The sequence below is a fragment of the Arthrobacter sp. Bz4 genome (assembly GCF_003075455.1).
Lineage (GTDB): Bacteria > Actinomycetota > Actinomycetes > Actinomycetales > Micrococcaceae > Arthrobacter_D.
On record NZ_QDAE01000014.1, the window covers coordinates 40753 to 61350 of the forward strand.

At 64.4% G+C, this 20598-nt stretch carries 12 protein-coding genes and 1 pseudogene; 8 read left to right on the top strand and 5 right to left on the bottom strand.

What is annotated here, in order from left to right; translation table 11 throughout:
- The first annotated feature begins 110 nt into the window (after window positions 1-110).
- The 3 genes from DDA93_RS11370 (at window position 111) to DDA93_RS11380 (ending at window position 5801) form a co-directional block, all read left to right on the top strand.
- Window positions 111-3254 carry an HAD-IA family hydrolase gene (locus tag DDA93_RS11370; RefSeq protein WP_116778857.1) on the top strand — a complete coding sequence of 1048 codons (3144 nt, stop codon included), beginning with the start codon at window positions 111-113 and terminating at the stop codon, window positions 3252-3254.
- Window positions 3255-3334: 80 nt separating this feature from the next.
- Window positions 3335-3826 (top strand): pyridoxamine 5'-phosphate oxidase family protein, encoded by a 492-nt coding sequence (locus DDA93_RS11375; RefSeq protein ID WP_026040887.1) that lies wholly within the window; start codon window positions 3335-3337, stop codon window positions 3824-3826.
- 85 nt (window positions 3827-3911) lie between these two features.
- Complete coding sequence (locus DDA93_RS11380; RefSeq protein ID WP_347693569.1) at window positions 3912-5801, top strand: heavy metal translocating P-type ATPase; 1890 nt, start codon at window positions 3912-3914, stop codon at window positions 5799-5801.
- Here the strand turns inward: DDA93_RS11380 and DDA93_RS11385 are convergent.
- The 3 genes from DDA93_RS11385 to DDA93_RS11395 all read right to left on the bottom strand — a co-directional run bounded on the left by DDA93_RS11385 (window position 5746) and on the right by DDA93_RS11395 (window position 9314).
- Window positions 5746-6168 carry a pyridoxamine 5'-phosphate oxidase family protein gene (locus tag DDA93_RS11385; RefSeq protein WP_019481418.1) on the bottom strand — a complete coding sequence of 141 codons (423 nt, stop codon included), beginning with the start codon at window positions 6166-6168 and terminating at the stop codon, window positions 5746-5748. The two genes, DDA93_RS11380 and DDA93_RS11385, sit on opposite strands and share 56 nt — an antisense overlap.
- A complete protein-coding gene (locus DDA93_RS11390) occupies window positions 6158-6646 on the bottom strand; it encodes a universal stress protein (RefSeq protein ID WP_116778859.1) in 489 nt (162 codons plus the stop codon). The genes DDA93_RS11385 and DDA93_RS11390 overlap by 11 nt, the downstream gene beginning before the upstream one ends.
- Before the next feature lie 70 nt (window positions 6647-6716).
- Entirely contained in the window at window positions 6717-9314 is a 2598-nt protein-coding gene (locus DDA93_RS11395) for a cation-transporting P-type ATPase (RefSeq protein ID WP_116778860.1), read from the bottom strand.
- A 195-nt stretch (window positions 9315-9509) separates the two neighbouring features.
- Between DDA93_RS11395 and DDA93_RS11400 the strand changes: the two genes are divergently transcribed.
- Window positions 9510-10397: a universal stress protein gene (locus tag DDA93_RS11400; RefSeq protein ID WP_024475572.1), complete on the top strand. Its 888-nt coding sequence runs from the start codon at window positions 9510-9512 to the stop codon at window positions 10395-10397.
- Between the two features lie 56 nt (window positions 10398-10453).
- The gene (locus tag DDA93_RS11405; protein ID WP_035746695.1) at window positions 10454-11023 is read left to right on the top strand and encodes a DUF2231 domain-containing protein; all 570 of its coding nucleotides are present in this window, start codon (window positions 10454-10456) and stop codon (window positions 11021-11023) included.
- Here the strand turns inward: DDA93_RS11405 and DDA93_RS11410 are convergent.
- Together DDA93_RS11410 and DDA93_RS11415 are read right to left on the bottom strand one after the other, a co-directional pair.
- On the bottom strand, window positions 10971-13589 hold the full coding sequence (locus DDA93_RS11410; protein ID WP_243400609.1) for a DUF4153 domain-containing protein: 2619 nt from the start codon (window positions 13587-13589) through the stop codon (window positions 10971-10973). The two genes, DDA93_RS11405 and DDA93_RS11410, sit on opposite strands and share 53 nt — an antisense overlap.
- Window positions 13590-13591: 2 nt before the next feature.
- Entirely contained in the window at window positions 13592-14287 is a 696-nt protein-coding gene (locus DDA93_RS11415) for a response regulator transcription factor (protein ID WP_024475574.1), read from the bottom strand.
- Between the two features lie 199 nt (window positions 14288-14486).
- On the opposite strand from DDA93_RS11415, the gene DDA93_RS11420 reads away from it, so the two are divergent.
- The 3 genes and pseudogenes from DDA93_RS11420 (at window position 14487) to cydD (ending at window position 20585) form a co-directional block, all read left to right on the top strand.
- A complete protein-coding gene (locus DDA93_RS11420) occupies window positions 14487-16085 on the top strand; it encodes a cytochrome ubiquinol oxidase subunit I (protein ID WP_019481424.1) in 1599 nt (532 codons plus the stop codon).
- A 53-nt stretch (window positions 16086-16138) separates the two neighbouring features.
- Window positions 16139-17157: pseudogene (cydB, locus tag DDA93_RS11425) on the top strand (cytochrome d ubiquinol oxidase subunit II).
- Window positions 17154-20585 (top strand): thiol reductant ABC exporter subunit CydD, encoded by a 3432-nt coding sequence (gene cydD, locus DDA93_RS11430; protein WP_116778862.1) that lies wholly within the window; start codon window positions 17154-17156, stop codon window positions 20583-20585. Before cydB ends, cydD begins: the two are co-directional and overlap by 4 nt.
- Window positions 20586-20598 lie beyond the last annotated feature (13 nt).

Genomic DNA, 20598 nt, shown 5'->3' on the forward strand with positions numbered 1-20598 from the left:
AGGGTCGAAAGTCCCAAGAATTGTGGGTGTCCACGCAGCCCTGGTCGCCGCAGCTCTATTCGGGCACAAAGGCACTTCCTGCGGTTCCCGGGCGCCGGTACATCTAGCTGATGACCAGATCACCGACACTTGCGGCAGCGCAGCCACCCTTCGACGCCGTCATCTTTGATTTGGATGGCGTGGTCACCAACACGGCGGTCATTCATCAGCGGGCCTGGAAGGATGTCTTCGAAGCAATCATCAATGACCCGAGATGCCCGTCCGACGCTGACCGTTCCCCCTTTACCCAGGACGACTACTTCAGGACCGTTGACGGTAAACCGCGGGAGTCGGGACTGATCGACCTGCTGGCGTCGCGCGGGATTCCCCTCGGCCTGGGTCAGGTCACGGATGCCGTGGGGGACTGGACCGCATATGGGTTGGGGGCGCTCAAGAACAGGGCCTACCTGGAACGGCTCGCTGCAGACGGTGTGCAGGCCTACCCGGGAACCAGTCGGCTGCTCAAGACGATGCAGGATGAGGGCGTGCCCGCTGCGATCGTGACCTCCAGCCGGAATGCCATGCCGGTGTTGTCCGCTGCAGGGTTGGCCGACTCTTTCCAGGTGGTAGTGGATGGGACGCTTGCCCTGCAGTTGGGCCTGCCCGGCAAGCCAGCACCGGAAGTCTTCCTTGAAGCCGCCCACCGGTTGGGGGTATCACCCGAACGTGCCGTTGTCATTGAGGATTCGGTGGCCGGTGTATTGGCAGCCCGCCGCGGCGGCTTTGGTCGTGTTGTAGGCATCGACCGGCTCAAGGCACGCCGGACGCTTGAAGAGGCTGGAGCGCACGTGGTGCTCAACGACGTGAGCCAGCTGGATCTTGGCGTGGTCCTCGGGGACCCCTGGCAGCTGGTGTATCGGGGCATGAATTCCGATCATGAGGGCCACCGTGAAGCGCTGACAACCCTCGGCAACGGCTATCTGGGTGTGAGAGGGGCAGCGCCGGAGGGCGGAGAATTTTCTTACCCAGGGATGTATCTGGCTGGCGTCTTCAACCGATTGGAGAAGCAGGTTGGCGGGAGCCGTGTGCTCGAGGAACACCTGGTCAATGCCCCGGATTGTCTCTCGCTGGACATTCGAGTCGATAGTGGCGACTGGTGGTCGGCGGGAGGTCTGCAGGTCATCAGCGAGCTACGAACCCTGGATCTGGCGAGAGCGGTCCTGGAAAGGCAGGTTGTCCTCGAGACCGCTGCCGGCCGGCACCTGCGGGTCGAGCAGCAAAGGTTCGTCTCAATGGCCGAATGCCACCTGCTCGCCACCGAAACCCGGGTCACCCCCTTGGGCTGGAATGGCACCATCACGTTCCGCACGGGGGTCAATACCGGGACCCGAAACACAAACCTCCCGGACCCCAATGCTGGTGCACGGGTGCACCTCCTTGATTGCACCGACGACGACGACGGGCAAGCCGGCGCCGACACCATTGCCGAAGCTGAAACCACGCAAAGCCGGATCCGCATCGCCGTCGCCTTCAGGGCCGCAGTCGCCGGGGAGACAACGCGGGGAACCACCGGGCGCACCGGCCAGCATCATTTTCGACTGTACGAATCGACCTTGATGGACGGTGAACCGACAGTCCTGACAAAGGTGGTTGCCGTGGTGACATCCCGGGACCGGGCCATTTCCTCGCCGCGAACCGAAGCTCAGTCAATTCTCGCCCGTTCGGGCAGGAACTTCGAGGCGCTCCTTGCGTCGCACGGGGCCGCCTGGCAGCGCCTCCTCCGTCCTTTCCGGGTGGATCTCGACGCGCCGACGCAAGTGCGCCTTGTCCTGAACCTGCACCTGTTCCATTTGCTCCAGACCTTGACACCGCACACCATGGAACTCGACGCCGGGGTCCCCGCCAGGGGCCTGCACGGGGAAGGCTACCGTGGGCAGATTTTCTGGGACGAGCTTTTCGTGCTCCCGGTTCTCACACTCAGAACTCCCGACGTCGCACGCGCCCTCCTCAACTACCGCTGGCGACGGCTTCCCGCCGCCCGCCAAGCCGCAGCAGACCAGGGCCGAACCGGAGCAATGTTCCCCTGGCAAAGTGGAAGCGACGGCACCGAAGAGACACCCCGCTGGTTGTACAACCACCGGTCCGGCAGGTGGATGGCCGACAATTCCCACCTGCAGCGGCACGTGGGGCTAGCGGTCGCTTTCAACGCCTGGCAGTACTACGAGGCCACAGTCGATCGTGCATGGCTCTTCAGCAAGGGTGCAGACCTGATCGTGGGGGTGTGTCGTTACTTCGCGTCCCTGGTGGAGTACGAGGCGGCCACCGACCGCCACCATCTCCGGGGACTGGCCGGACCCGATGAGTATCACACCCGACGGCCGGGTAGCGACCATCCTGGCGTGGACGACAACGCCTACACCAATGTGATGGCGTCCTGGGTCTTCGTCCGGGCCGCAGCACTCCACCGGACCTTCGTTGGGCATGAGCTCGACGAACTGGAGGCGCGACTGGGAATCAACGCGGATGAGGTGGCGCGCTGGGAACGCATGGGACGGTCGATGTACGTGCCTTTTGAGGCTGACGGCACCATCAGCCAGTTCGATGGGTACAGCGCCCTGGCGGAGCTGGACTGGGCGCGATACCGCGAGACCTACGGCAACATCGAACGCCTTGATCTCATCCTTGAGGCCGAGGATGACACCGTTGACCGCTACAAGCTAGCGAAACAGGCCGACGTACTCATGCTGCCCTATCTTCTCGGTCACGGGGGGCTGATCACGCAGCTGGCCCACCTCGGCTACACCCTGACTCGGGAACAGCTGGCTCGGACCATCGACTATTACCTGGCCCGAACCGCCCACGGATCGACCCTGAGCAGGGTGGTGCACGCCTCGGTGCTCGCGTCGACCGATCCCAACCGGGCGTGGGACAGCTTCCGCGAGGCGTTGGATGCCGACCTGGACGACACGCAAGACGGGACCACCAAATCAGGCATCCATTTGGGCGCCATGGCCGGAACGATCGATGTCGTGCAGCGCAGCTTCGCCGGACTTCGACTGAACGGTGACCATCTGGTGTTTGAGCCGAGCATGCCCGCCGGGCTGGGTGCAGTAGCCTTCAGCATCTCGTATCGGGGGCATCAGCTCCAGATCAATTTAAGTCCAGGCCGTCTCGACATCTCCTCCGCACCGGGGGACGCTACCCCGATCTGGATTCAGGTGAACGCTCAAACGAAGCCCCTGGCCGCCGGGGACCTGAAAAGTTTCAGTCTATGACGAGCCGTTAGCGAGCCGTTTCTCGGGGTGGGGCCTTTATGCCCTGTTGATCCCACCGCCGCGACCCTATCGTCACTGTCATGACTAACCAGCGATCCCTGCCGTCGGTCGAGACTCTGCAATCGCAGGCTTGTTGGGACCTGTTGCGGAGTACTTCAGTGGGGCGGCTTGCGGTCTGGGTCGAGGATCACCCCGACATTTTCCCCGTCAACTACAAGGTGGACCACGGCAGTCTGGTGTTCCGCACCGGGGAAGGCACCAAACTCCAGGCAGCAGCAGGCGACACTCCCGTCGCTCTCGAGGCCGACGGCGTTCTGGTGGATGCGAATGTCGCCTGGAGCGTGGTGGTGAAAGGCCGGGCAGAAGTCATCGAGCTCACACCAGACACCCTCGACTCAGTAGGGCTACTGCTTTTCCCCTGGCAGGCAGGCCAGAAGGACCATTTCATCCGCATCGTCCCGACATCCCTGACCGGACGCCGCTTCGCCGTGACCCCGCCCCTGATGTGGTGGAGTCCTCTCAGCGACGACCTGCGCGCAAAACTCGAACGATTGAAGGAGGAAACCGATTGAAAGCCCTCGTTTTCAACCCCACCGGGAGCAGACCCTGAGCCGCGAACCCACCGGGCCGATCAACTTGATCACCAGGTTTCCGTTGGTGTCCGCGACCCTCCTTGTCGGAGTCGGCGTGGCAGTGCTCCTCATCAGCTCGCAGCCTGCTGCCGCACAACTGGCTGCGAGCAGCTACGCCCTCGCCGTTGCAGTGTTCCGCTCCGTGACGATGGTCCGCGGACTGTTCCACGGTCGATTGGGCATCGATTTGCTCGCTGTCGCAGCGATCGGCTCAACAGTGGCGGTCGGCGAGTACATTGCTTCCCTGATCGTCGTCCTCATGCTGACCGGGGGCGAGGCGTTGGAAGACTTCGCGCACGGACGGGCAACGAAAGAGTTACGCGCGCTACTCGATCGCTCCCCCCGCACAGCGCACCGCGAATCACCGGGGCTTCCCCTGCAGGACATCCCGGTGGCGGACGTCGTACCAGGGGATTTCCTCCTCGTCCGGCCCGCCGAGACGGTACCAGTCGACGGCACCCTGGCGTCCGATGCCGGTACCTTCGACGAGGCTGCCCTGACAGGGGAAAGTCTTCCCGTGGAACGGGTACACGGTGACCGATTGCTCAGTGGCACCGTGAATGGCGCCGATGCAGTCCGCATGTTGGCGACCGCCACCGCATCCAATTCCCAGTACAGCCAGATCGTTGCCCTCGTCCAGGAGGCGGCAGCAAGCCGGGCACCGATGGTCCGGCTGGCCGATCGATACGCCGTCCCGTTCACCGTGTTCGCGTTTATCCTGGCTGGGGTGGCCTGGTTCCTCAGCCAGGACCCAGCACGTTTTGCCCAGGTGCTGGTGGTCGCAACCCCTTGCCCGCTGCTGATCGCAGCCCCTGTTGCGTTCCTTGCCGGCACCAGCCGGGCCGCCCATGCTGGGATTATCATCAAGAACGCAGGGACACTGGAGCAGCTCAGCCGGGTACGGACCGCCGTGTTCGATAAGACCGGGACGCTCACGTCCGGGCATCCCACCCTCCTGCAGGTCCAGATCGCGGTGGGAACCGGGGACGCCCTCACTGAGGATCGGTTGTTGCAGCTTGCCGCTTCGGCGGAGCAGTATTCGTCCCACGTCCTCGCGGGGTCCGTCATCGAAGCCGCATCGGCGCGCGGACTGACCCTTCTGCCGGCGGAAAACGCGAGCGAACACGCCACCGATGGAGTGAGCGCCGATTGCGGCGGGTACACGGTGATTGTGGGGAAGCCAGCCTTCGTCCGCGCCCGGACCTCCGGATTTGAAAGCGTCGACCTGGTCAGTGGTCAGTTGGGGATCTACATCGGCGTCGACGGGATCTACGCCGGGGCTCTGATCATGAGCGACCCCTTGCGTGCCAACGCCGTCGATACCCTGGCCGCGCTCAGACGGTTGGGCGTTTCAGAGACTGTTCTGCTGACGGGTGACGCCTCCTCCACGGCCGAACACATTGCCGCGGAAGCGGGAATCACCCGCTTCATCGCCGATTGTCTCCCGGTCGACAAGGTGAATGAGGTCGCCTCCCTGTCGTTGCGGCCGGTGATGATGGTCGGGGACGGGGTCAACGATGCTCCGGTGCTGGCTGCGGCCGACGTCGGCATCGCGATGGGTGCCAAAGGTTCCACTGCCGCCAGCGAATCCGCCGACGTCGTGCTGATGCTCGACGACCTGTCACGAGTCGCTACGGCCGTCGACATTGGTCAGCACACCATCCGGGTGGCTAAAGCCAGTATCTGGACGGGGATTGTTCTCAGTGTCGTCCTGATGATCGCTGCATCCCTGGGGATGGTTCCCGCGGTGGCTGGCGCGCTGCTGCAGGAGTTGGTGGATCTCGCAACCATCCTTAACGCGCTCCGGGCGCTCGGCGGGCGGCGGGCCGCCAGCACCAGCCGGCCCGCCGTCACTGCCGCTAGTAGCGGTCCGGTTCCTCCCCAAATTCGAAGTAGCGACCGTGGACACTCGTAGGAATCACCTCAACGTAGGTGTACTTCCGGGTCGGAATCCAGGGTTTGAGCGGTAGCTGATCCACCTTGTCGACCTCTGACTGGGCGTCGATCACGCGGGCCACTCCTTTAACGACAACGCTTCGCGCCTCGCCTGCGTCAATCTCGTCCACCTCAAAAGCCACCCGGTTGTTCACCGTCAGCTCAGCCAGCTTGGTCCCGGGATTGGTCCTGAAGAGAAGCCTTCTCTCGTGGGCAAGAAAATTGATCGGATAGATGTCAGGATCGCCCATGACGCTGACCGCCAGGCGACCATGTTGGTTTCTTTGCAGCACGGTCCACGACTCCTCTGCAGAGAGGGTGGATCCTGGGCGCTCGTCACTTTCCATCGTCGTGCTCCTTGATAGGTCGAGTGGGTTCGTCCTGAGGCACAACCAGGACTGGGCAATGGGCGTGTGCGGCGCAGGCCTTGCTGACGGATCCCATCGGGTGGTTGAGGAAGCCCCCGGATCCCCTGCGCCCCACCACCAGCAGTTGCGCCGTTTGGCTTGCCTCGATCAGGGCTTCGGCTGCCCCGTCGAATTTGACAGACACCGAGAGGTTGTCCGGCCGGGAGGCACCGAAGGCCCGGTCCAAGGCTTCCTCAACCAGCGATTCAACACTTTCGCTCAATTGTGAGGTGAACCGATTGGGTTCGGTTTCAAAGCGTGACGCCGCGCGCTGGTCGGACTTCTTGATGCAGGAAATAACCTCGATGGGTTCATTCATCAGCTTCGCCATTCGCCCAGCTACTAGCAGAGCGCTGGACGAGTATTCCGATCCGTCCACTCCAACAACGATTCCACCCGAGTTCGATAGTGAGTTCATGGGGCCAGCCTGCCCTTCGGGTGGGAAACGCACTAGGGCCGAAGGGCATGGATATCGTAGACCGACTCCCTTACCCAAGGGGTTTATCGGGTTGCCGCACCCGTTTGTAGATCCAGTCTGCAATCAGCATGCCGGGGATGGCCAGGACGGCAACGATCAGTCCCGACGGCGGTGGCGGTGCCTGTCCGAGGACTGCTGCAACAGGGGGTAGATAAAGAAACAGGGTAAGTGCTGCAAGTTCGGCCGCGCCAGCCCACAGCAGCAAGCGGTTACTGAACCACCCCTGTTTCCATGGCGGCACTGTTGCGCTGCGGCAAGCAAAGGAGGTTGCCAGCTGCCCGAAGACGACGGCGGCAAACGCAGCTCCCGATGCGGCAAGCACCAGTTTTTCGTCCCATGGTTCGCCACGGACCCAACCTCCGCCGAAGAGCACGAGGGAGAAGGCTGTCATGCTGATGATCGCTTCGACAGGGCCGAGGATGACGAAGGCTCTGAACATCAAGTTCCGGTCCATGAGGTGGCGCCGCTCCGGGGGCCTGGTCAGGACCCGCCGACCCGGGGGCTCGGCTCCGAGCGCCAGAGCGGGAAACAGGTCAGTTCCAATGTCCAAGGCGAGAATCTGTAGGACACCCAGGGCGAGCGGGAACTGGCCACCGGAAAGTGCCCAAACGACAAACGGTGTGAGCTCGGCGACGTTGTCTGTCAGGTGGTAGGTGAGGAAACGGCGGATATTCGAGTACGTGGCGCGGCCTTGTTCAATCGCTGCGACAATGGTGCCGAAATGATCGTCGAGCAAAACCAGATCGGCCGCCTCTCGAGCTACGTCGGTACCACCCCGGCCCATGGCAACCCCAATATCAGCTTGCTGCAAAGCGGGTCCGTCGTTCACTCCGTCGCCAGTCATGGCCACAACATGACCCCTGGATTGGAGGGCGCGGGCTACACGAAGCTTCTGCTCGGGTGAGACCCGGCTGACCACCATGCCGTCCCGATCCAGGAGTGCACCAAGGATCTGCTCGTCCTCGGGTAGGTCCGCACCCTGAACCACCAGACTGGGGTCATCCGTCAGCCCGATTTCCTTCGCAATTGCCGAGGCTGTGGCTGGATGGTCGCCAGTGATCATCGCTACCTTGATTCCGGCTCTCCGGGCGGCCCTGATTACCTCGGCGACATCCGGGCGAGGGGGATCATGAAGACCGATGAGGCCAAGGACGATTAGATCCCGTTCGATGTTCTCAGTGGGCTGATCCAGCCAGAAGGATCGCGGGCCGGGCAAGTCTCTTCGTGCCACTGCTATCACCCGTAGGCCTCGGGAAGCCATCGCCTCGACCTGCTCCTCGAGCCGCGTGGCGCGATCTGCACAGAGCGGGAGGACAGATTCCGGGGCGCCTTTGACGTAGAGGGTGGGGCCGATTAGGACAGACTCCCGCCGTCGGTGCGCGTCGAAAGCGAGACGTCGGTCTGGCGCCAGGTTGTCAGGTTCATGCTGGAGGAGACGCCGTGCAAGAACATCGATGGCCGCCTCCATCGGATCGCCGTTTGCTACCCACTCCCTTCCCTCCTTGACGACGCGACCCTGGGAGGCAGCGCGTGCCGCCACAGCGACCTCAAGGGCCATGGCTCTCCCCGGGCCATCGACGACGGCATCGGGCTCGTACCCGTCGCCGAGGACACGTACCGGGCCCGACAGGGTGAACACCTCAACGGCATTCATCCGATTTTGGGTTAGTGTTCCGGTCTTGTCCGTGCAAATGAAGGTGGTGGATCCAAGCGTCTCGACTGCTTCCAGGTTGCGAACGAGGGCGTTCCGCGAGGCCATCCGTTGAGCCCCCATCGCCAGTGAGAGCGTGACCGTCGGGAGGAGCCCTTCCGGGATCAGTGCGACGGCGACACCGATTGCAAAAAGGAAGGAGTGCCGCCACTCGATTCCAACCAAAACTGAGACTGCAAAGAAGACGCTTGCGACGGTCAGGGCGATTATCGCAATGACACGGACTATTCGATGCAGCTCCAGGGTCAACGGGGTAGGTGGGGGTTCGGTGGTGTTCGTGAGCGAGGCGATCTCTGCGATTCTTGAGTTCCCTCCGGTAGCAGTGACCACCCCCTCTGCCTGACCATTGACCAGGAAGGTGCCGCCCCATGCTGCCTCTCCAACAACTTTAGACAGCGCATCGCTCTCGCCAGTCAGCATCGATTCGTCAACCGTGCAGGCCGACGCAGAAGTAAAACGAATGTCTGCGGGAAGACGGTCCCCAGCCATCAGAATGACGACGTCACCAGGAACCAGTTCACTGGCGCCGACACTCCGTTGGCGTCCATCACGCCGGACGCTGACTTGCGACGGAAGTAAACCTTGCAGCCGTTCAGCCGCATGTTCGGCCCGCTCCTGCTGGATATGGGCAAACACTCCGTTGACAATGACCACCACAACAATTGCAATGCTGAGCTGGGGCAGGCCAGCTAACCACGCCAGACCTGCAGCCCCCCACAGCATCAGGGCGAAGAAATGAGTCAGCTCACTCAAGAATTTCCGCCACGGGGATGCCTTGCGGGCCGCGGGCAACACATTTGGCCCTACCTCAGCCAGTAGCCTTGAGGCATCCGCGCTGCTAAGACCAGGCTGTGGAAGTTCCGGGAGCACTCCCTGGGCGTCATTCATGGCGGACATGGCCTCTCCATGGCTTATTTCTTACCGCATACTGTCGATCCTTCTGAGCGTGCTGGCCAGTGACTTTTGGCCCGATGTGGTCAGATTTGGCTAGGGAACACCTCCCATGTTCCCGAAGGGACTTAGTGCCCTAGAGGCGTCGCTGGCATGTCACCACAATGGAGCCAAGGCAGTTCAAGTGGAGGTGTTCATGCCATGGGTTCAGCATCGGGCTCCCGGTCAATCGTTCTGGGCGTGCCGTCCAGCGGACCGACGCCTGAAGCCTTCTTCTGGGCAGTTACCCGGGCGGCGCGTCTGCGAAGGCCACTGATCCTGGTACACACGCTGGATGACTATTGGGTCGGTCCGGAGGTCTCCTACTTCGAGGACCTCATGCGTCACGGCCGGGAAGTCCTTGAAGAGGCGGCCACGAAAGCCAACGAACTGGCACCCTCGGTCAAGGTGTCTACCAGACTCCTACTGGGGGATACCGCCAGGGTGTTGTCGGATCTGTCGGAAAATTCCAGTCTGGTGGTTGTGGGGACCCATAAACTCGGACGCGTCGAGAGTGTAATTTTTGGTGCTCTGAGCCTGAATGTGGCCGTGGCAGCCGTATCGCCGGTTGCAGTCATCCCCGAGGCGTCTATGGAAGGACGGTCGGGCGTCGTCGTGGGCGTTGACGGGTCCGCCCATTCCCTCGGCTCGGTTGCCTACGCGGCGCGGGAGGCCGATCGTCTGGGTGAGGACCTGTACGCGGTCTACTCCAGTGAATCACCGAACCTGCGGTTGCGTGGGTCCATTCCACACGATGTGGTGACACGGCGGATCGAGGAGGAACGGGTCAACCTTGCCGAGTCGGTGGCGGGCCTCACCGAACAGTATCCGGATCTGGTGGTGCATCAACATCTGGAGTTGAACGCGTCGCCTGCCAAAGCGCTTGTGACGGCTGCATCGCGGGCGAAGCTCCTGGTAGTGGGTCGGCGTGGCCGCGGAAAGCTCACCCGGCTTCTGCTCGGATCGGTGAGCCGAAGTGTCCTGTGGCATATCGAATGCCCCACGATCGTTACCCCCAACAGGGCGGTGACCGAGGGCCCGTACCGCTAGTCACGGGTGCCCCGACGTGGGTGACAGCCAGGGGCTGGAGGAGTATCTTGAGCCCTATGGAGCCAAATCCCTATCTTCGATTGGTCCATGGGCTCGAGCAGAACGTGGCGCTGGACCGCGCCGTGGACCTGGTGGAACCCTTCGCATCGCAACTGGTGGCCCACGCGCCGATCCGCCGCATGTTTCACGGCGACGCCACAGGCCTGCCGTTGCATCCGGTTCTGACCGATGTTCCGTTCGGCGCTTGGTTCATGGCCGACTTTCTCGACTTCTTCCCGGATGAGGGATCGCGGCGGGCGGCTACCCGGTTGGTTGGGTTGGGTGTTGTATCTGCTGCGCCGACGGCCCTCACCGGGTGGGCCGAGTGGGCCCTTTCCGACCCCGGAACTCGCCGGGTGGGGGTGGTTCATGCGTCCGCCAACGCCGTCGCTGTCCTGATCTTCGCCGGTTCCTGGCTGGCCCGACGGCGAAACCGACACAGCATGGGCATCGGTCTCGCTCGGCTAGGCAGCGTGTTTCTCGTGGTGGGCGGCTTTCTGGGCGGTCACATGAGTACCCGAACCCGTGCCGTCATCACTGACCCAGCTGGGGTGAACAGTTCCCGGGCAGGGAGCCCCGATCAATAACGGTGACTGACTCGGCAGCGCGGACCCGACCCAGATTCCAGCCCAACCAATCGTCAGAGGTCTCAGGTGCGGGCTGGAACGCCACAACGCAGCGGGCAATCTCCCGCGGTAAACCCTCAATGACGGCGGGCGTCGCATCGGCGCCCAGAGTGGCCAGATAGGCGACATCCAACTTGCCGCTTTCCACGTAACGGGCGATGTTCTGCTCGGCCACCCAGGCTGCCGGGTTGGCGACGCCGATAACCAGCAAGAGCGCAGCCCCAGAGGCCAGTGCAGCCCGAGGCAGCCACCAGCCGGATAGCTTTACCCCGGCCACCATCACCAGCACCACCAGCAGACCTAGCCACACCTCGAAAGCGTCCACCAGCACGCGCAGCACCGTGAATCCGTAGGCCTGCTGATAGACGGACATCCGGTTCAGGGCCGACGCGACCACCACGAGCGTCAGAACAGACAGCGAGCCGAGCGTGAGACGCAGCAGCAGCCGGTCCTGAGCTGTCGCTCGAGGGGCTTTCCGGACCGTCAGGCCAATGGTCGCCAGGGTCAACGCCGTCGCAATGGTCAACTGGGTGAAGCCCTGATGCACGTAGTCCGCGTAGCTCAGCCCGGTGGTGTTCCGCACAAACTCATGGCCACCCCACATAGCCGATGCCTGGGCAGTCACGAAGGCAAGAAATACTGCGACGACGACGCCCACCGGGACCAGCCATTCCCAGGCCCGACGCACTGGCTGCCCAGCAGTCAGCGACACCTTCTCCACGAGAGGCGGGTTGATCGCCAGATAACAGGCGGCGAGGACCACGCCGCCGACCACGAACCAGACGAAGACGCGCAGGACGAGGCTGTCTGCCAGCCGCACATCGGGGAGCACCGTTGACACCCACGAACCGAACACAGCGTCGCCAGAGGCGAAAAGGCCACCAAACACGACCAGCGCGACCAGGGAAATGGCTGCGGTGCGCAACATGGGCCACAGCATCCGGTGGCTGGAAGTCGCGGCCACCGTCCTCCCCAGCAGAGGAAGCCCCCGAATGCCGCTCAGCACCCAGGCCACCCCACCGGCGCAGATGGGCAGCAGGCGCTTCGCATCAGTCACCGATGTAGTGACCAGGAGCCCGGCAGCCAGCACCGCCAGAACTGCCAGCCATTCGGCGTCGCGCAGGATGACCAGGGACCCCAGCCCGAGGCATAAGGTGGCGGCGATACCGGTCCACGGCCGACGGCGGTGCAGGGAAAGCGCCAGAACGAGGACCCCCGAGACCAGCAACACCAGTAGGGTGCCCAGCCCAAGATTGCGCTCCGGGAGGACGACGGCGGCGAGCGCCCCGATGGCCAGCGAGGCGTAGACAGGCAAGGGTGCGGTGGGCAGTCCCTGCTCCGGCCACCACCGGTCAACGCTCGATTGTGACGGCCGGGCGGCTGGTTGGTCGGCTGTCCCCTCGGGATGGGCGGCGGGGTACGGGTAGCCTGCAGCTGTCACGGCGATCTCCTTCGGGTTGGTACTGGCAGGGGGCGATCCGTCGGAAGGGCCGGATGCCGGCGGGGGATGGGGCGTGCGGGGGAGTAGGACGAGCATCCGTGCGCCGGTTGACCCTGGGTCGGGGGGCAGAGCCGCAATTGACCCACCATGCAGTTGGGCAATCCAACTGGCGATGGCAAGGCCCAACCCGGTACCGCCGCTGCTGTCGTCCCCCATGCCGAACCGGGTGAAAACCCGCTGTGCCTGTTCGATGGGTATTCCGGGCCCTTCGTCAGTGACCTCGAGCGACCAGAGGTCCCCCTCCGTGGTGGCGACGCCCAGATGAACCGTCCCATCGGATGGGCTGTGCCGCACCGCATTGTCGAGAAGGTTCGACACCACCTGGGCCAGCCGGGCCGCGTCGGCCGTCACCACCAGATCGGGTGGTTCGACCGACGTCGTCAGCTGAATTGGCCGTCCGCCGAGTGTCGCTTCCCGGCAGGCCTGATCAAGCAAGTCAGCGACCCGTACCGGCGCCAGTTGAAGTTCGGCTGCGCCGCCGTCAACGCGGCTAACGTCGAGAAGATCGGTGACCAGGGCGCTGAGCCGTTCGGATTGGGTGAGGGCCGACTGAAGGATGGCGTCGTTGGGTTTGACGACGCCGTCGACCAGGTTCTCGAGAAGAGCCCGTTGCGCGGCAAGAGGTGTCCGTAGTTCGTGGGACACCGTAGCGATTAGTTGCCTACGCTGCTGCTCGGCGGACGCCAGATCCGCGGCCATCGTGGTGAAGGCCCGGGCCAGGGCGCCGACCTCGTCGGCCGAGGTGGCCACCACCCGCGTCGAGTAGTCACCGGTCGCCATTCGTCCCGCAGCGTCGGTCATTTCCCTCAACGGCGAGGTCATTCCGCGGGCCAGCCATTGTGTCACGCCGAGGGCCGCTGCGAGGGTCGCGGGGAGGGTCAGCCAGCCCGGCACGCCAGCCCGGATGCCGACCTGCAGGACCACCACCGCGGCGATAATGCTCAGGGCCACGAGCAGACCGATTTTGATCTTGATGGAGGCTACACCGTCCAGTGGGCGGCGGGGACGCAGCGGGTCGGGTGTCATGGTCACTGCTCCAGGGCGTAACCGACGCCGTGCACTGTCCGCACGCGCGCTGCACCGACCTTGGCCCGGAGAGACTTCACGTGACTGTCGAGTGTGCGGGTGCCGCGGGCATCGGCCCACCCCCAGACCTCGGTCATCAGGGTTTCCCGGGTCCGGACGGTCCCCGGCTGCTCGGCGAGCATGGCGAGCAGGTCAAACTCCAGCGGGGTGAGGTGAACCTCAACCTGGGCGATTTGGACGCGCCGGGTATCCCGGTGGAGCACCAGTTCGCCGACGGCGAGTTCGGGGACCCGGACCGTCGAGAGCTGAGCGGCGCGGTCGACGCGCCGGAGCAGTGCCCGGACGCGGGCCACTACCTCCCGCATCCGGAACGGTTTGGCCACGTAGTCGTCGGCCCCCACTCCCAGGCCGACCAGCATGTCCGTCTCCTGCACTTTGGCGGTCAGCATCAGCACCGGAATGGGTTTCAGGGCCTGGATGCGACGGCAGACTTCGAGCCCGTCGAACCCGGGCAGCATGACGTCGAGAATGACCAGGTCCGGCTTGTGAGTGGTGTAGGCGTTGATGGCGCCGGGCCCGTCAAACGCACTGACCGCGGCGAAGCCTTCGGCGATCAGCCGGTCGGCGAGCGCCTGATTGATGGTCGGGTCGTCCTCGACGACCAGTACTGTGTGGGTGGTTCCGCGGCCCTGTGTCATGCCTCCGAGCCTACAAGCGGGAATCTGGTCGGGGTGCGGCCGACATGTGGAGAACCTGTGAAGGTGCTGGAAGCCGGGCTGGAGGGCAATTTCCTGACCCCCTACGAGTTGTTCTACACTGTGTAGAAATCAGCTTTTCTACGGATCGTAGAACAACTGGATCGGTGGGCTCACGCCCTAGTTGGTTTAAGGAAGTTGCATGGAAGCCCTGGAGCTTGCCCGTTGGCAATTCGGCATCACTACCGTCTATCACTTTCTGATGGTGCCACTCACCATCGGCCTGGGCTTGCTGGTCGCCACCATGCAAACCATGTGGGTGCGGACCGGGAAAGCGCAGTACCTGCGGATGACCAAGTTCTGGGGAAAGCTGTTTCTGATCAACTTCATCATGGGTGTCGCCACCGGTTTGGTGCAGGAATTCCAGTTCGGTATGGCCTGGAGCGAGTACTCCCGTTTTGTCGGGGACGTGTTTGGTGCGCCGCTGGCGATGGAAGCACTCCTCGCGTTCTTCGTTGAATCGGTCTTCCTCGGGCTATGGATCTTTGGATGGGACCGGCTCCCCAAGAAGATTCATCTGGCCACCATCTGGGGCGCGAGTATCGCCTCGATCATGTCGGCGTATTTCATCCTCGCCGCCAACTCCTGGATGCAGCACCCAGTCGGAGTGGAAATGGTCGACGGCCGCCCGGTCCTGGTGGACATCTGGGCTGTCCTGACCAACAACACCCTGTTGGTCGCCTTCCCCCACACCATCCTCGGAGCCTTCTCCGTGGCCGGCGGGTTCCTGCTGGGGATCAGCTGGTATCACCTGTGGAAGCGACGCCGTGACGGAATCGACACCATCGGCCCAGACGGGAAAGTCCTGGTCGGCAGCGTCGAAAGCACGGGACGGGATGCCGCCGACCACCAGGTCTGGCTCCGTTCCCTCCGGATCGGCGCCGTCGTCGCCGTCGTGTCGTTCGCTGGTGTTGCCGTCACCGGGGACCTGCAAGCCAAACTGATGTTTGAGCAGCAACCAATGAAGATGGCCGCGGCGGAAGCGGCCTGCCACGACGGGACCGGTTTCTCGGTGCTGTCGGTAGGAAACCTCGGCTCACAGGACTGCGATGACATTGTGGCAGTGATCGAGGTTCCGGGCATGCTCTCCTTCATGGCCAACGGCGATCTCACCACCGAGGTCCAGGGGGTCAACTCCCTCGTGCCGCAGTACCAGGACCAGTACGGAACGAACCTGCCGGACGATCCGATGTACGGGGAACGCGCCGGAATGGAAATCGACTACGTCCCGGTGATGGAGGTGACGTACTGGGGCTTCAGAATGATGATCACGTTCGGCGCCGTCGCCGCGCTCGCAGCAGCAGTGGCACTCGTCATAACCCGCCGGGGGACAGTCCCGGAATCAAAACGACTGATGCAGCTCGCCGTTTTCGGGATCCTCGCGCCCTTCGGGGCCAACGCGGCTGGCTGGATCTTCACGGAGATGGGCCGGCAGCCGTTCGTCGTTGCCCCTAACCCCGACCCCAACGGCATTGACAACGTGTTCATGTTTACCGCCGCGGCCGTGTCGCCCGGGGTCTCGGCCGCCGAACTCGCGACGTCGCTCATCGCCTTCACCGTCGTCTACAGCGTATTGCTGGTGGTTGAGGTGAAGTTGCTGGTCCGGTATGTGCGTGGCGGGGTTCCCTCGGCCATGCCTGACCTCATTCCCCAGCACGGCCCCGACGACGACGACTCCACCGGCGGGGACATTCCCCCCTCGAAGAAGGGCGACGGCGATGTGCTGGCCTTCGCCTACTAGACCCGTGTGCCCCGCCGCGAACGCGGCCCTGATCGAACGCCTGGAGATTTGAGATGGAATTCCTTCCCACCCTGTGGTTCGTCATCATCGCGTACCTCTGGACCGGATACCTGCTGCTGGAAGGATTCGATCTCGGCGTCGGCATGCTGATGAAACTGTTCGCCCGCACCGACCGCGACCGCCGGGTTCTCCTTAACACCGTTGGACCGGTCTGGGACGGCAACGAGGTGTGGTTGATTACGGCTGGCGCGGCGACGTTCGCTGCCTTTCCCCTCTGGTATGCGTCGCTCTTCTCCACCCTGTATCTGCCGCTGCTGCTGGTCCTGATGGGGCTGATTTTCCGCGCTGTCGGCTTCGAATACCGGGGGAAAGGCGACACGGAGGCGTGGCGCAACCGGTGGGACTGGGCCATTGCGCTCGGGTCGCTGGTGTCAGCATTCGGGATAGGCGCGGCCCTGGCGCTGACGACGACAGGACTTCCCATCAATGCCAATGGCGACCGGGAAGGGGGAGCCTTCGCCTGGTTCAATGGCTATGCGGTCCTCGGCGGATCGGCCGTCGTCTTGTTCAGCCTGGTCCATGCCCTGGGGTTCCTGGTGCTGAAGACCGACGGCGACATCCGCAACCGGGCCCGGCGGCAGTTCCTCAGGTGGCTGCCACTGGGGCTGCTGCCGATGGCTGGCTGGGCGATCGTGGTGCACGCCACCGGCGGGAAAACCGTCACCTTGCTCACGCTGGTGATCGCAGTGGTTGGCGCTGTCTATGCCTGGTCCATGGCGCGCCGGCGCCGGGACGGATGGAGTTTCGTCGGGATGGCTGTCTTCCTCGCCGCTGGCACCACCACGATCTTTACGGCCGCGTTCCCCGTGGTCCTCCCGTCGACCCTGGACGCCGCGTTTGACCTCACGGTGTCCAACGCTTCATCCTCGGGCTACACGCTCGGCGTGATGAGCGTCGTCGCCCTCGTGGGGTTGCCCGCCGTGCTCGTCTACCAGGCTGGACCTACTGGGTGTTCCGCAAACGGGTCAGCCGGAGCCAGATCCCCACCGCCCACGCCGTGAGAGCACAGTGAAACCAGCGCTAACCCTGGGTGTGGCCGGTAAACGCGCCCTCTACCTCCTTGGCCTGCTCGCTGCGCTGAAGGCCGCTGGCCTGGTCCTCATCGCCCAGGCCGTGGCTTCCGGTATCGCTTCCCTTGCCGTTTCGTCTACCGCGGTATCCGCTACCGCCGTTTCCCCCACTGCAGACTGGTCGTCCGTCCTCGTCCTGGGTATCTCCGGGGCGCTCCTCCGGGCGTTGGCCACCTGGTGGCAGGAAGCCGTTGCGCAGCGTGCCGCGACCGGTGCCAAGGAGGAGCTGCGAACCGCGATCACCACCCGCGTGATGAACGACGGCGGGACGTCGGCCGATGCCGGGACCGGCGCGCTGAGCATCCTGGTCACCCGGGGGCTCGACGGTCTGGACAACTACTACACCAAGTACCTGCCCGCGCTCGTCACTTGTGCTGTGGTTCCGCTGTTGGTCGGTGCACGTATCCTCGCCGCCGACTGGCTCAGCGCCGTCGTGATCGTGGTGACCGTGCCGTTGATCCCCGTCTTCATGATCCTGATTGGCCTGCACACCCAGGACAAGGTCCAGGAGGCGTCGGCGTCGCTGAACCGGCTCTCCGACCACCTCCTCGAACTGTCCCGCGGACTGCCGGTTCTCGTCGGCCTGGGCCGGGCGGGCAGCCAGACCAGGGCACTCCGGGACGTCGCCGGGCAATACCGGACCAAAACCATTGAAACGCTGAAGGTTGCGTTTCTGTCCTCCCTTGCCCTCGAACTGATCGCCACCATCTCAGTGGCACTGGTCGCGGTGGTCATCGGGGTCCGGCTCATCGGCGGCGATCTCAGTCTCGAAATTGGCCTGCTGGCGCTGATCCTTGCCCCCGAGTGCTACCAACCGCTCCGCGACCTCGGCGCAGCACACCACGCGAGCGAGGAAGGCCTCGACGCGCTTGAGCGGTCCCGCCGGATCACCGACGCCCCACGGAGCCGCGTCCTGCTACCCGGCGCCGTCGCCGTCGCGGACAGCCCAGCGATCACCGTCAGCGGCCTCACGATTGGGTACGGCGGGCGGGACGGAACCGTGGTTGACGGCCTGACCTTCACGCTGCCCCGTGGAACGATTAGCGTGCTCACCGGCCCCAGCGGCGCTGGAAAGACCTCGGTGCTTCAGGTTCTGGCAGGGCTCCGCGGAGACGGGGCGGGGACCCGCGTTGCCGGCACCATCACGGGGGTACACCGGCAAGAGATTGCCTGGATCCCGCAGCATCCGGTCCTGGTGGCAGAAACGGTCGCTGACGAAATCGGTCTCTACTCCGGTCTGGACAGCGCCGCTGAGCGGAGGGAAGCAGCGGCGCGGGCACTGAACCAGGTGGACGCCACGGGATTACTTGACGCTCGCACCGGCGACCTGAGCCCAGGCGAGCTGCGTCGGGTCGCGGTGGCGCGAGCACTGGCACGAATCGCTCACTCCGACATCGCCCTGCTCCTGGCCGATGAGCCAACAGCCCACCTGGACGCACAGGGCGCCCGATCCGTGGAGGCAGCACTGGCACGTCTGCGGGGGCGCACGACGATCCTGCTCGTAGCGCATAACCCCGAGACGGCGTCCCTGGCCGACCAGACGATTGGCGTGTCCGGTGGTTCCGCTGCCGGGCACGACGGCGGTGCCAGGTTAGCCGCGAACACTGGGAACACTGGGAACACTGGGAACACCGCGAACGCTGACTCCGCGCTGCAGCCTGACGGACTGAGCGTGCCTTCCGGTGTGGGCAAGGATGTGCCGGTGTCGGCGGGACGGGTCTCCCTGACGCGCAGCGTAGCGATGGTGCAACCGTGGCGACGCCGGTTTGTGTCCGCGTTGCTCTTCGGTGCGGGCGCAACCCTGTTCGCCGTCGCGCTGACGGCGGTCTCCGGCTGGATGATCGTGAGAGCTTCTGAACAGATCCCCATCCTGTATTTGCTGACGGCGATTGTCGGAGTGCGCTTCTTCGGGATCGGCCGATCCGTATTGCGGTACTGCGAGCGCCTTCGCCTCCACGATGCGGTCTTCGAGAGCACCGACAGGTTGCGGTTGCGGTTGTGGAACGGGTTGCTGGAGCGCCCGGCAGCGTGGCGGAAACTGGCCCGCGGGGGCAAAGTCCTCGAACAGCTGGTCGGTGACGTCGATGAGCTACGCGACCTCACGCCGCGAGCCGTGTTTGCCCCGCTGGTCGGCGTCCTCACGGCAGTTGCCGCGTCCGTCACCACCGCTGTGGTGCTTCCTGCCGGCCTGCCGTCGCAACTGGTGCTGGTGACGATGTGTCTGGTGGTGTCCCCGTTGCTCGTCCTCGCCGCGGACCGCTCAGCGCGTCGGGCGGCGGTTGGTCTCAAAGCCGAAATTCTCGACATCACGGCCCGGATGCTGGCAGCCGCGCCGGATCTCAGCGCCAACTCGGCGGCCGGGGTACTGCGGTCGGATCTTCGTGCTCTGGAGGCCGAGCTGTCCGCAAAGCTGGACCGTAGCGCCTGGGCGCAGGGATTAGCCAACGCCCTCACCGTCTTGACCTGTTCGCTGGGTTCCCTGGCCATGTTGAGCTCAGCTGACGGTGTGAACCCGGCCGCCGCCGCCGTCGTCATCCTGATGCAGCTCGCCCTGATTGAACCCTTCATCGCCGTCAACACTGCCATTCACCACCTCGGAGCGTGGCGGGCGGTGGGCGACCGGGTAGTCCCGGATCTCGGGTCCACAACCATCCGCGCCGAACGGCCGCCGGGGGCCAGCGTCTCTTCGCTCGAGCTGCGGGGCGCTTCCTACACCTACCCGGATCAGACGGCTCCCGCGTTCTCGGACGTGTCCCTGGATCTCCGCCGGGGGGAGTGGCTTGCGGTGACCGGCCCTTCCGGGAGCGGGAAATCGACCCTGCTCGGTGCGCTGCTCGGATTCCTGCCGATGCGGGAGGGAAGCTATCTGATCAACGGGGAACCCGTCGGTCTGGCGCGGGCCGGAACGGCGGGCGCCACCGGTGCGCCGCGCATCGCGTGGTGCCCCCAGGAAGCCCACCTGTTCCAATCCAGTATCCGGGCCAACCTCGCCCTGGCCCGCACCCCGGCCGACCCACCATCCGAGGCTGAACTTGCTGCCGCTTTGGCCCGGGCCGGGTTGGGCGATTTTGTGCATAACCTGCCCGCAGGACTGGATACCCAGGTTGGGCCGGGCGGCACCTGGCTTTCCGGCGGGCAGCAACAACGCCTCGCCGTTGGCCGGGCCCTGCTGACGAGGGCCGACGTCGTGCTCCTCGACGAACCGACCGCCCACCTCGACCCGGTGGCGGCCCGGGATCTGCTGGCCGATCTGCGTGCTGGACTGGCCGACAGGTTCGTGGTGATGGTCACCCACAATCAGGAAGAGGCCGCGCTGTGCGAGCGGGTTCTCGAGCTCTCGGGTAGGGCCAGACAGGACGCAATCGCCTAGCACCCGGTCCCGG